This window comes from Nevskiales bacterium (assembly GCA_035574475.1).
Lineage (GTDB): Bacteria > Pseudomonadota > Gammaproteobacteria > Nevskiales > DATLYR01 > DATLYR01.
On the sequence record DATLYR010000076.1, the window covers coordinates 1 to 11,860 of the forward strand.

At 65.0% G+C, this 11,860-nt stretch carries 13 protein-coding genes and 4 tRNA genes; 13 read left to right on the top strand and 4 right to left on the bottom strand.

Going from position 1 to position 11,860, the window contains the following annotated elements; translation table 11 throughout:
- The 3 genes from VNJ47_04115 to cysS form a co-directional block, all read left to right on the top strand.
- Positions 1-448: AIR synthase-related protein (locus VNJ47_04115; GenBank protein HXG28019.1), on the top strand; the 448-nt coding region annotated here is incomplete at its 5' end.
- Positions 445-957, top strand: a complete 513-nt coding sequence (locus tag VNJ47_04120) for a phosphatidylglycerophosphatase A (protein ID HXG28020.1) — start codon at positions 445-447, stop codon at positions 955-957. The genes VNJ47_04115 and VNJ47_04120, both read left to right, overlap by 4 nt.
- 36 nt (positions 958-993) lie before the next feature.
- Positions 994-2,376: a cysteine--tRNA ligase gene (cysS, locus tag VNJ47_04125; protein ID HXG28021.1), complete on the top strand. Its 1,383-nt coding sequence runs from the start codon at positions 994-996 to the stop codon at positions 2,374-2,376.
- Between the two features lie 10 nt (positions 2,377-2,386).
- Here cysS and folD read toward each other — a convergent pair whose 3' ends face one another.
- A complete protein-coding gene (gene folD / locus VNJ47_04130; protein HXG28022.1) occupies positions 2,387-3,241 on the bottom strand; it encodes a bifunctional methylenetetrahydrofolate dehydrogenase/methenyltetrahydrofolate cyclohydrolase FolD in 855 nt (284 codons plus the stop codon).
- A gap of 157 nt (positions 3,242-3,398) precedes the next feature.
- Here folD and VNJ47_04135 point away from each other — a divergent pair.
- The 4 genes from VNJ47_04135 (at position 3,399) to VNJ47_04150 (ending at position 3,947) form a co-directional block, all read left to right on the top strand.
- Positions 3,399-3,475: transfer RNA gene (locus VNJ47_04135), tRNA-Pro, on the top strand.
- 15 nt (positions 3,476-3,490) lie between these two features.
- A tRNA-Arg gene (locus tag VNJ47_04140) sits at positions 3,491-3,567 on the top strand.
- Between the two features lie 113 nt (positions 3,568-3,680).
- Positions 3,681-3,756, top strand: a tRNA-His gene (locus VNJ47_04145).
- 115 nt (positions 3,757-3,871) lie between these two features.
- Positions 3,872-3,947, top strand: a tRNA-Lys gene (locus tag VNJ47_04150).
- Between the two features lie 305 nt (positions 3,948-4,252).
- Here VNJ47_04150 and VNJ47_04155 read toward each other — a convergent pair.
- Complete coding sequence (locus VNJ47_04155) at positions 4,253-4,774, bottom strand: helix-turn-helix domain-containing protein (protein HXG28023.1); 522 nt, start codon at positions 4,772-4,774, stop codon at positions 4,253-4,255.
- A 40-nt stretch (positions 4,775-4,814) separates the two neighbouring features.
- On the opposite strand from VNJ47_04155, the gene VNJ47_04160 reads away from it, so the two are divergent.
- From VNJ47_04160 to VNJ47_04185, 6 genes are all read left to right on the top strand, one after another.
- Positions 4,815-5,114: a phage BR0599 family protein gene (locus tag VNJ47_04160; GenBank protein ID HXG28024.1), complete on the top strand. Its 300-nt coding sequence runs from the start codon at positions 4,815-4,817 to the stop codon at positions 5,112-5,114.
- A gap of 17 nt (positions 5,115-5,131) precedes the next feature.
- Positions 5,132-5,359 (top strand): hypothetical protein, encoded by a 228-nt coding sequence (locus tag VNJ47_04165; protein ID HXG28025.1) that lies wholly within the window; start codon positions 5,132-5,134, stop codon positions 5,357-5,359.
- Positions 5,356-5,565: a hypothetical protein gene (locus VNJ47_04170; GenBank protein HXG28026.1), complete on the top strand. Its 210-nt coding sequence runs from the start codon at positions 5,356-5,358 to the stop codon at positions 5,563-5,565. The genes VNJ47_04165 and VNJ47_04170 overlap by 4 nt, the downstream gene beginning before the upstream one ends.
- Positions 5,565-6,410 (top strand): lysozyme, encoded by an 846-nt coding sequence (locus VNJ47_04175; GenBank protein HXG28027.1) that lies wholly within the window; start codon positions 5,565-5,567, stop codon positions 6,408-6,410. The genes VNJ47_04170 and VNJ47_04175 overlap by 1 nt, the downstream gene beginning before the upstream one ends.
- Positions 6,411-6,491: 81 nt before the next feature.
- Complete coding sequence (locus tag VNJ47_04180; protein ID HXG28028.1) at positions 6,492-6,839, top strand: helix-turn-helix transcriptional regulator; 348 nt, start codon at positions 6,492-6,494, stop codon at positions 6,837-6,839.
- Positions 6,811-7,590: a phage Gp37/Gp68 family protein gene (locus tag VNJ47_04185; GenBank protein ID HXG28029.1), complete on the top strand. Its 780-nt coding sequence runs from the start codon at positions 6,811-6,813 to the stop codon at positions 7,588-7,590. Before VNJ47_04180 ends, VNJ47_04185 begins: the two co-directional genes overlap by 29 nt.
- Here VNJ47_04185 and VNJ47_04190 read toward each other — a convergent pair.
- Positions 7,585-8,499, bottom strand: coding sequence for a three-Cys-motif partner protein TcmP (locus tag VNJ47_04190; protein HXG28030.1), 915 nt, complete (start codon positions 8,497-8,499; stop codon positions 7,585-7,587). The two genes, VNJ47_04185 and VNJ47_04190, sit on opposite strands and share 6 nt — an antisense overlap.
- A 27-nt stretch (positions 8,500-8,526) precedes the next feature.
- Entirely contained in the window at positions 8,527-11,808 is a 3,282-nt protein-coding gene (locus VNJ47_04195) for a DUF499 domain-containing protein (GenBank protein ID HXG28031.1), read from the bottom strand.
- Between the last annotated feature and the right edge of the window lie 52 nt (positions 11,809-11,860).

Sequence of the window (11,860 nt, forward strand, 5' to 3'; positions counted from 1 at the left end):
CGCGCTGCGGCTGCACCGCCCGCTGCCGCGCGTGCCCGCCGGGCTGGCGCTGCGCGGGCTGGCCAGCGCGGCGATCGACCTGTCCGACGGCCTGGCGGGCGACCTGCGGCATATTCTCAAGGCCAGCGGCGTCGGCGCGGACATCCAGCTCAACACGCTGCCGCGTTCGGAGGATTTCCTGCGCCTGCGCCACAGCGTCGGCGGGCTGTTCCCCGGCGACCACAGCCTGCAGTACCAGCTCGCCGGCGACGATGACTACGAGCTGTGCTTCTGCCTGCCCCCGCAGCAGCTGGAAGCGGCGCGCAGCGCGGTTACGCCGGCCTTCAGCGTGATCGGCGTGATCACGCCGGGGCCGGGCCTGCGCTGGCTCGATGCCGCCGGCGCGCAGGTCAAGCTGGCGCTCGGCGGCTATGATCACTTCGCCAGCAGCAGCCATACAAATAAATGACCCCGATCCCCAGCGCCCGCCAGATCCTGTCCTCGCCGGTGCACCTGCTGGCCTTCGGCTTCGGCGCCGGCCTGGCGCCCGTGGCGCCGGGCACGGTCGGCACGCTGGTCGGCATCCCGTTCTTCCTGGCGCTGTCGGCCTTCGGCCTGCCCATCTACCTGGCCGTCACGGCGCTGCTGTTCGCGCTGGGCTGCTATCTCTGCGGCGAGAGCGCGCGGCGGCTGGGCGTGCACGACCACGGCGGCATCGTCTGGGACGAGATCGTGGCCTTCCTGGTCACGATGCTGCCGCTGCTGCTGCCGCTGCCGCGTGCGGCGCTGCCGCTGTGGGCCTGGCTGGCGCTGGGCTTTGGGCTGTTCCGGCTGTTCGACATCCTCAAGCCGCCGCCGGCAGGCTGGGCGGACCGAACGGTGCACGGTGGCTTCGGCATCATGCTGGATGACCTGATCGCTGCCCTGTATGCGGGCGGCGCGCTGGCACTGGTCATGGGGCTGAGCACCCGCATGTAGGCGCGGAGCGCATGACTAAGGTAGATTGACGCCCGCATGATTACGATCCACAACAGCCTCAGCGGCCGCAAGGAACCCCTCCAGCCCATTGCCGACCGCAAGGTCCGGCTGTACGTCTGCGGCATCACCGTGTACGACTACTGCCACCTCGGCCATGCGCGCTTCATGGTGGTGTTCGATGCCGTGGTGCGGCATCTGCGCGCGCGCGGCTATGACGTGACCTACGTCCGCAACATCACCGACATCGACGACAAGATCATCAACCGCGCGCGCGAGCAGGGCATCGACTGGCGCGCGCTGACGCAGAAGTTCATCGCCGCGATGGACGAGGACTGCGCCGCGCTGGGGCTGCTCAAGCCGGACCTGGAGCCGCGCGCGACCGAGCACATCCCGCAGATCATCGCCATGATCGAGAAGCTGGTGGCGCGCGGGCTTGCGTACCAGGCCTCGAACAAGGACGTGTACTACGACGTCAGCAAATTCGAGGGCTACGGCAAGCTCTCCGGCAAACAGCTGGAGGACCTGCGCGTCGGCGCGCGCGTGGCGGTGGACGAAGCCAAGGACGATGCGCTCGACTTCGTGCTGTGGAAGGCGGCCAAGCCCGGTGAACCGGCCTGGGATTCGCCCTGGGGGCCGGGCCGCCCCGGCTGGCACATCGAGTGCTCGGCCATGTCCACGCACTGCCTGGGCAACCATTTCGACATCCACGGCGGCGGCATGGATCTCAAGTTCCCGCATCACGAGAACGAGATCGCGCAGAGCGAGGGCGCGACCGGCGAGACCTTCGTGAACCTGTGGATGCACAACGGCTTCGTGCAGGTCAATGCGGAGAAGATGTCCAAGTCGCTGGGCAATTTCGCCACGCTGCGCGACCTGCTCAAGGTCTACCGCGCCGAGGAGATCCGCTACTTCATCCTCGGCAGCCACTATCGCAGCCCGCTGGATTTCAGCGACGAGCACCTGAAGGCCTCGAACCAGGGCCTCAACCGGCTGTATACCGCGCTGCGCGGCCTGCCGGTCGCCCCGCCGCCGGCGGACGAGCCCTACACGGCGCGCTTCGACGCGGCCATGGATGACGACTTCAACACGCCGGTGGCGATCTCGGTGCTGTTCGAGCTGGCGCGCGACATCAATGTTCACCGTGGCAGTGAGCCGCAGCAGGCGGCGTCTCTGGGCGCCGTGCTGCGCCGTCTCGGTGGGCGGCTGGGCTTGCTGCAACAGGACCCGCAGGCCTGGTTCACGGCGGCGCAGGCGGGCGGGCCCGATGCGGCCGAGATCGAGCGGCTGATCGCGGCACGACTGGCGGCGCGCAAGGCGAAGAACTTCACCGAGGCGGATCGCATCCGCGACGAGCTGCTCAAACAGGGCGTGCGCCTGGAAGACAAGCCGGGCGGCACCCTCTGGAGCCGCGTGGGCTGAGCTTGGCTGTTTACGCTCGCGCGAGGCAGGCCTGCAGGGTATTGGCCAGCAGCATGGCGCGGGTCATGGGTCCGACGCCGCCCGGCACCGGCGTGATCCAGCCGGCGCGTGCGCGCGCGGTTTCGAATTCGACGTCGCCGGTCAGCTTGCCGTCCGGCAGGCGGTTGATGCCGACATCGATCACCACTGCGCCGGGCTTGATCCATTCGCCCTTCACGAAGCCGGGCCTGCCCACGCCGGCCACGACGATGTCGGCCTGCGAAACGATGCCGGGCAGGTCGCGGGTCTTGCTGTTGCAGATGGTGACGGTGGCGTCGGCCAGCAGCAGCTCCAGCGCCATCGGCCGGCCGACGATGTTCGAGGCGCCGACCACCACCGCGCGCGCGCCGCGCAGGGCGATGCCCGTGGTCTCGATCAGCTTCAGGCAGCCATAGGGCGTGCAGGGGCGCAGGCCGGGTTTCTTCTGCGCCAGCTTGCCCATGTTGTAGGGGTGGAAGCCGTCCACGTCCTTGTCCGGGCGGATGCGCTCGGTGACGCGTTCCGCGTCGATATGGGCGGGCAGGGGTAGCTGGACGAGGATGCCGTCCACGGTCGGGTCGTCGTTGAGCCGGTCGATGTGCGCCAGCAGCTCGGCCTCGCTGACGTCGGCCGGCAGGTCCAGGGACTTCGAATGGTCGATGCCGACTTCCAGGCAATCCTTGCGCTTGGCCTTCACATAGACCTGCGAGGCGGGATTCTCGCCCACCAGCAGTACCGCCAGACCCGGCACGTGCTGACCGGCGACGCTGCGGCGCTCGATGGCCTGGCGGATGCCGGCGCGGGTCTCGGCCGCGAGGCGGTTACCGTCGATGAGCTGTGCAGACATGCGTGAACCCCGCGAAATGAGGCGCGATTTTCTCATGCGCGGACAAGGCGTCACAACCGTATCCGGACGGCATTTTCGTTGACCGGCGAGGGGGTGGCGCGTATCATTCCGCCTCGCCTGAGGCCCGGCATTCGCCTGCCCCGGCGCAGCAGGGTTTCGGGGTATAGCGCAGCCTGGTAGCGCGCCTGCCTTGGGCGCAGGAGGTCGCAGGTTCGAATCCTGCTGCCCCGACCAGAATTCACCAGTTGAGCGCCTGTAGCTCAGTTGGATAGAGCACCGGCCTTCTAAGCCGGTGGTCGCAGGTTCGAATCCTGCCAGGCGCGCCAGAATCACGAAGCGGAATTCCTCGGCCCTCTCCCTGAGCGGAGCGAATGCCCGAAGGGCGGGAGAGGCCGGCCGAGGGTGGATCGGCTAAAATGGCCGCCCAGAAGTTTCCATGGTGACCGTAGCTCAGTTGGTAGAGTCCCGGGTTGTGATCCCGGTTGTCGTGGGTTCGAGTCCCATCGGTCACCCCATTTTCCCGCCGGCGTTTCGCATCCCCTCGGGGATGCACTACAATACGCGCCGATTAACCCAGCAGAATTCCTTGTCCCCTCTCCCTTGAGGGAGAGGCCGGGTGAGGGCTCTAACGGGCCAATAGCTCAATTGGCAGAGCAACGGACTCTTAATCCGCAGGTTGAAGGTTCGATTCCTTCTTGGCCCACCAATCACCCAAGGCCAACCTTTCTCGGTTGGCCTTTTTTCTTGCCTGTTCCCCGCGTATTGGCGCGTGTTCCAGAGTGATCTTGCGGACGTGATGGCTGCGCCCAGGCCCCTTCCCGCGCTCCTGTGCCTCTCTGTTCTCTGTATTTTCTCTGCGCTCCGTGGAGGACTCCCCGGAATGCGGCCTTTTGGATCAAGGGCTTGGCGGGGACGGTTCGAGACGGCCGCTGCATAGGGGCGGCGACTCAAGTGCGTTGGGTGGGGGCCCAGATCAACGGATGCTCCCCGAGACACCGGATTTCCGGTTCGTCAGCGCCTGGGCAGATGCTCCAGCAGACGATCCAAGGCCTGCCGATAGTGGTCGCCCAGGATCTGGGCCTGCTCGGGGTTGCCTCTTGTCGCTGCCAGGGCGAGGCCGCTACCGTGGGCATGGTCAACCAGAATGTCGCGCCACAGGATGGGTTCGGGCGTGATCTGCGCCAGCAGCGCGGTCAGGCGCTCGGTGATCTGACGGGTCACCCCCGCAAAGGCTTGCGGCGTCGCGAAGATCGCGAGCGTCAGTTGGGGATGCCGCCCGACGGCATCGTGATAGCGGGTGAGCATGGTGCGGATGGCGGCCAGGTGGTCTGCCTGTTCACTCGCGCCCGCCAGCACCTCGGCATAGACCCGATCCGACAGCGCGCGCAGCAGTCCGGCGCGGTCTTCCACGTGGTGGTAGAGACTCATCGGGGTGACGCCCAGTCGGGCGGCCAGGGCGCGCATCGTCAACCCTTGGCCCGCGCCTTCCTCCAGCAGCGTCAGCGCAGCGCGGAGGATGTCGTCGCGGGTCACGCCTTGTCCGTTGGCCTGGAGGTGGGCGACGAACGCCGAGGTGATCCGCTGCGAAGGCCGCCAGGTGGAACTCACCGGCATCGCGCCCGCCGTGGCCGGGATGCTCGCCGGCGGCTGGCTCGAGACGCCGACAGGCGCACGCCACATGATCGTGAGCGAATGGGCCTCCGGGGTGGAGTTGCTCTATCCGGTGGCCATGGAAGCCGGCACCGAGGTGCTGCTGACGGCGGGCTACGACCACAGCACGGCCACGTGTGCATCGCGCTTCAACAACCTCGACAACTACGGCGGGTTTCCCGCCATCCCCAGCAAGAACCCGTTCTCGACTGGCGTGTTCTGAACCCCGGAGACATCGCCATGTGGTACCTCGTCGTCCTCGTCGTGGCGGCGGTGGTCTCGGTCGCGCTCGCGCCCAAGCCCCCCAACCCCAAACCCGCTGAACTCTCCGACCTCGATGCCCCCACCGCGGAAGAGGGCCGACCGATCCCGGTCGTCTTCGGCACGGTGCTGCTGCGCGGGGCCAATGTCGTGTGGTACGGCGATCTGGAGGCCGAGCCGATCAAGAAGAAGGGCGGCAAGAAATGAGTTCCGACGTCCTCGTCACCATCGCCCACGTGCGCGCCGCGGGCCTGTGCGCGCCCGGTGCGCGCACCTGGTTCGCGCGCCAGGGCTTGGACTTCCGCGCCTTCCTTGCCCAGGGCCTGCCGGCGTCGATCCTGTTGGCCACGGGCGATGCGATGGCCGCGCGCGTGGTCGGGGTGGCCCGCCGCGCCCATGAGGAGCCGCGCTGATGGGCGGGCGCAGCAAGAAGCAGACCGTCGGCTACCGCTACCGGATCGGCCTGCACCTGGTGCTGTGCCAAGGGCCGGTGGATGCGGTGCAGGAGATTCAGATCGGCGATCGCACCGCCTGGGGCGATGCGAGCCGCGCGTCACTTCCGACCGGGCATGGCCTGGGGCGGGTGCGCATCGACCGGCCCACGCTCTTCGGCGGCGACGAGCGCGAAGGCGGCGTGGTGGGCGACCTCGACGTGTTGCCCGGCGACACCGCCCAAGGTCGCAACGATTACCTGATGAGCCTTCTCGGGCCAGCCATCCCGGCGTTTCGCGGGGTGTTGTCGGTCGTGGCGCGCAAGATCCTGTTCGCGGCCAACAACCCCTACCTCAAGCCCTGGGCGGTGCGGGTGCGGCGCTTCACGGCGGGCTGGCATGGCGATCCGTGGATGCCGTGGGACGCCGAGGTGCGGACCTGGGATGCCGACACGGGCCAGGCCGTGACCGTCGGCATGAACCCGGCGCACATCCTGGTGCAGTGCCTCACCGATACGCACTGGGGCATGGGCTATCCGATGTCCACGCTGGGCGCGAGCTTCTGGAACGCGGCCTGGGCGCTGTCGAGCGAGGGCTCCGGTGTGCTGGCCACCGAGCCCGAGGGGCGGCTGGCGGCCATTACGGACTTCACTTTCAACCTCGGGGCGGGGCGGCTGCAGACCTCGACGCTGCGGCGGCGGGTCAATCAGCGGGATTGGGCGGCGGCCGCCGCTGAACTTCGCCGGTGGGTGTATGGCGGCGGGAGGGTGTTGCCAGGACTTGTTGCTCGACGGGAAGCCGAGGCGCGTCTTCTCGCACACGGGTGACAGACCCGGAAGCACGGCCGTGTATACACTATATGCATTGATGTAGTAGATTATGCTCTTGATGCATCAACGACTAAGGCGATGGCGATCACCAGCGTTGGAGAACTGGTCAAAGCCGCCCGCAACGGGCGCAGCCAGAAGGAGTTCGCTGAATTCCTGGGCGTGAAACAGTCCTCGGTGAGCCGCTACGAGAGCGGCAAGGCAAGCCCGCCGATCCGAGTGATCGAGCAGTGCATGCAGCTGGTGCATGCGGCAAACGCGGAGGACGCCCCCACCGCCGACCAACTGGCAGAACGCATCCGCGCCGCTCTGGCGGACCCCGACCTCCGGCAGGCGCGCTTGGCGCTATCTCGGTTGGTGGATGCCTTTGTGTCCGAACACGTGCAGACTCGCATTACGCGTGCTGCGCCTCAAATCACTGGAGGCTGACGTGGCAACTCAATCGGCTATCGAGTGGACTGAGCAGACGTGGAATCCAACCACCGGTTGCACCAAGGTTTCACCGGGGTGCAAGAACTGCTACGCGGAAGTGATGGCGCGCAGGCTCCACGCCATGGGCGCGCCCGGCTATGAGAACGGGTTCAAGCTCACGTTGCATGAGAGCCGGCTCGAACAGCCACTGCTACGCAAGAAGCCGACGACGTACTTCGTCAACAGCATGAGCGATCTGTTCCACGAGGCCGTCCCGGACGCCTTCCTGGATCGTGTGTTCTCGATCATCGAGCGTACCCCTCACCACACGTACCAGATCCTCACCAAGCGCGCGAAACGACTACCGGAGTACTTTGCTCGCCGTGCCTGCCCCAGAAATGTTTGGCTTGGGGTGTCGGTCGAAGACAAGAAGTACGGGGTTCCTCGCATCGCGCACCTGCGCAAGGTGGATGCACATATTCGCTTCTTGTCCGTCGAGCCGCTGCTGGAAGACCTCGGGCGGATCGACTTGCGCGACATTCACTGGGTCATCGTCGGTGGCGAGTCCGGGCACAAAGCCCGCCCGATGCGAGAAGAATGGGTGGCGAACGTACAGGCCCAGGCCGAGGCCGCTGGTGCGGCATTCTTTTTCAAACAGTGGGGCGGCTGGGGTGCCGACGGTGTCAAACGTCACAAGAAGGCGAATGGGCGTCTCTTCCGGGGCCGCACTTGGGATGAGTATCCCCAGACTGCAGATCTGCCCCTATAGTGTGTCCAGGATGTCCTTGGCGATCTTGGTCGCCAGTCCGGAGGCTGCAGGCTTCGGATTCGAGGCTGCGAAGTACAGTGCGAAGAGAGGCGCGCCGCACGGGTTCTTCGAGTCCCCGCCTTGGTACAAAACCTTAGGGGCGGTCACGGCTGGGAACAGATCCATCAGGCGTCTCGAGACGAAGTCGAGCATCTCGCGATGATCGGCGTTTCGTTCATCGCCATCGTCGCCACCGAACATATCGGTTTGTCTCTTCTGCACGTAAAACGCTTGTCGCCATGTGTCGGTACCCAGTACACGGGTTAACGAAGCCTCCTTGTCGGCATCGAGCGCGTCAGCGTTTTTCGCCGCCTGTCGGTACAGCCCTGCGTAGGGAAACAGATACCAAACATCGATCGCCCCCGTCTTGGCGATCGCTTCTAGAGTTTCCCACTCGACATTCATTCCGTACGGGTCGAGAAACAGAACGGCTCTTTCGTTCTGCCATCGATACTGTGAACACAACGCTTTCAGTGCTGTGTTCGCGTCACTCTGAATGACCTGAATGGTCTTATCTGGATGTTCTGCTTCGAGTGCCCGTAGCGCCGCCAGCTTCTTTGGAGAGAGCTCAATAAAGCAATACTTGTGGAAGCCAGGATTGGCTACCAATGCGCGACGCGCCGAACCATCAATGCTTCTTTTCTCGCCGTTAACCTTGATGTCACATCGTCCTGTGCCAGCAAACGCGTCGATGTAGATGCGAGTGAAATGCTGCTTGCTGAGGGCTTGATTGAATGCGCTGAGATACTTTTCAAGAGCCTCCAACTTGATCCGAGTCCACACGCCGCCGAAGTCATGCTGATCGTCTAAAGATTGATCGTCCCGGCCTTCAGTGAGCGCTCCCTCTTTTCCATCGTTCAGCTTCCGCATAGTGTCGAGCCCTCGCTGCATTGACCCCTACTGGGCCATCCACCCAGCCTTGATCTCGGCCAACACCGCGTTGACCCGGTCGAGAATGGCTTGATCGACGGGGTTGCCATCGCCGATCTCTACGGTCACGCGGATGCGCAACGGGTGCCCGGCCGTCGCTTCGCGCAATGCGTCGATGTGGTCGGCAAGGTCCTGAACCTCGTGGGTCTGAAGCTCTGCCGTGGCTGTCTTCGAACCGTAGTGCTTTGGCGGAGCCGGCTCATTGGTCTCACTCTTGCGCGCCACGATCTTGACCGCCGCCGCACCGCCCAGATCACAGGGCCAGGGGCCCGAGTCGAGTGAGCGTTCGATCAGCCCCAGCCGGAAGGCTTCATCGAGTGCCGCAGCAACGCGCGTCCATGGCAGCACTTTGCCCCCCTTCGACGAGAGCGCTGCATGAATGAGATGCGCGTTGGTCGCATCGTTTTGCCACGCTGAGGGCAGCTGCGCAGGCAGCACATCAACGGCCGAAAGCGGCGGTGGCGGCGAGAACAGCTGAGCCGCCTCATTGATGAACCCTGCGGGAACGTCTTCACCCAGCACGCTGATCGTGCCGTTCAACAACCAGATCCGGCCACCCTTGACCGCCCCGGCAACGGCATCAACGATGGCCTGTGGGGTCGCTTCAGGGATCAGCAGGTTCTCGGTGTAGCCACCCTTGTCGACCTCGACGAAGTGCTTGCCCGAGAAGTAGGTTGAAAGATCCGCCAGCGTCAGCGGCTCTTTGTTCCAAAGACGCGGCAGCCGCCCAGGGGCCAGCAGTTGCGGATCCAGCTCGGACAATACGGCTGCATCGGATAGCACGACCTCGAGGCTCGGGTCGCTGACGGCGTTGTTGTCCGGACGGGACATCCAGAACGTGCGCGTCGATTTGTCGGCACGCGTCACTCGCAGTACGAACTCGCCCGCTTCGCAGCCCGCCAGCAGGGTTTCCAGGATGGCGCGCCGGTTCAGCATCTTGGGCAACTTGGCCGTAGCCGCAAAAGCGCCGACCAGATCCTTCACGAAGCGCGCCTTCTCTCCATCCGCCCACAAATCGAACGGCCCACCAGGCAGAAGTGCTTCGGCATTGACGGCCGTGCTCTCGATGCGCAGCCGCTTATCCGCCACCATCTTGGGGAACAAGGGTTCGTTATCGACATTGATGCGGTAGGCAGCCACTTCGTTACCGTCGTTGACCGTGACGGCAATGCAGTAGGCCATGACGATCTGCGACCCCATCTCCCCACGGGCCGCGCGAAGATTGCCTTCCAGGCGCGTCGTCGCTGCAGTGTCGATGTCGCTGCGCTCCTTGAGCATCTCGCGCACCTTCTCCCAGCCCAGCAGGTCACGCACCTTTTCACGGGCCACCTCGATGCCATCTTTGGACGGCACCGCCAGAACGACGGCATTGCGGTTGCGCGCACGCGGCTTGTCCGGGCCCGTCGTCTCGTCAATGAAGCGCCTTGCCTCGGCGCCCGGCTTGCCATTGCACGCAGCCTTGGGGCCGAGCACGGCGTAGTGGAAGTCCTCGTCGTCCTCGATGTCGGCTGGACGCGCCGGCAGCACGTGGACTTTGGCACCCAGCGTGCGAGCGCCTTCGGTGAGCTGTTTGGCCTTGGCGATTTCGGCCTCCAGCACTTCTTCCACGGCCGTCGAGCTCACGTTCTGGCGCGCGTCGTGATGCATCTGCTTCAGATTGGGCTTGGAGCCCAGGCGCCATACCTTGGGCAGTCCACCTTCACGGTCGCCGGTGAACGTGTCATCGAGATACCAAGAGGCGTCTGACCAACGCGCGAGCCCCTTGTCCAACTCGATGCGGTCCGGCGATCCCACGCCAATCAGGACCTTCAGTTCGCGCGTGGTCGCGCGCTGACCAATGGGCTGTGAGTGGAGGAACGTTGCCATCACCGCTTGCTCGATCTCACGGTGCTGGACACCAAGCAGACCGTCCTGTGCCTTGCGCGCATGGGCGAGCTCGGCCTCCAGGATGGCCGTCCAGTTCTGCCGGCGACCTTCGTACTGTTCCAGCTGCGCCACGTTGGCCAACTCGCGTGCAGCGACGCTCAAGCCGTCCGAGTTCGGTTCGACCAGGAAGATCTGCGCGCCGATCAGCGGCTGCTGATCCCACTTCACCGCATCGCGCAAGGCCGAGGCGAGCGTCTTGAGAATGCCGCGCGTCTGTTGAAAGCCTTCCAGCTGGGTCCACTTCTGGTAGAGGGTTTCGATCAGCGCCGGGTGAAAGGGATAGGCGTCGCTGTAGCGCTTTTCCTCCGCGGCGCGGTTCTTGGCCGTGTAGTCATCGATGGCCTGAATGCCGTTCAGCGCCGCGACCACCTGCGCGCCCCACTGGGAACGATCGGTATAGCTTTCGAGCTTCAAGAGCCGGCGCCGCAGAATCTCCGGCACGTCCTGGCTTTCGACCGGTTGGATGCCTTCATCGGCCACGCGCTTGAACTCGTCGTAGAGTTCCTTGCTGATCTGTTTGCCAAGCTCGTCCATCTTGCCGGGGTCCGATGCCAGCAACGAGGCCACCAGGCAGCACTGCGGCACCTTGGCAACCGCCTGGGTCAGGCTGTGCATGAACTCGCGCATACGGCCGATCCATTTCGGGTCGGTATCGGCCATCACGCGCACGAACCACAACACCTCGTCAAACAGGATCAGCACGCCATCGCCGTCCTTGCGGGCGAGTTTGAGCAGGTCCTCCATGACGCCGGTGGCCGGCGGCGTCGTGCGTTCCGTGCCGTCGTCTTTCAAGAGCTTCATGCCCTCGCTACCCGACAGCTGCCAGGCAATCGCGCTCCAGGGCATCTTGAGGGTGGCGATCGTTCCGTCGGGCGCCATGACCTCGATGCCTTTTTCGGCATCCAGGCGGTCGAAGACCACCGCAGCCACGCGTGATTTGGGCAACCCGCCTTCGAGCGCGCAGTGCGCCTTGAATTGCTGCACCGCTGGAACGTCAGGCAGGTTCGCGGGATCGCGCACCAGGTGCACCAGCGTGATCAACGAGTGCGTCTTGCCGCCGCCGAAGGTCATGTGCAACTGGCGCACGGCCTTCTCGGACTTGCCCGAAAGGCGCCAGGTGACGTCCCGCGCCAGATCGCGCAGCTTGACCGTGGGATACGTGAGCGCAAAGAACGCCTTCGCATCGTGGTAGACGCCCGGGTTGCGCCCCATCACCACGTCGTACAAGTCCGCCGCAAACTGCTTTTGCGACAGTTCTTGATGGGTGATGTCGTCGCGCAACTGCACGACCTGGTGCCAGGGCTTGGTGGTGGTTTTGGCCATCGTTGTTCTCCTGATCCTGATTCTCTTTACTCAAGCCCAAGCGGCGCTTGCG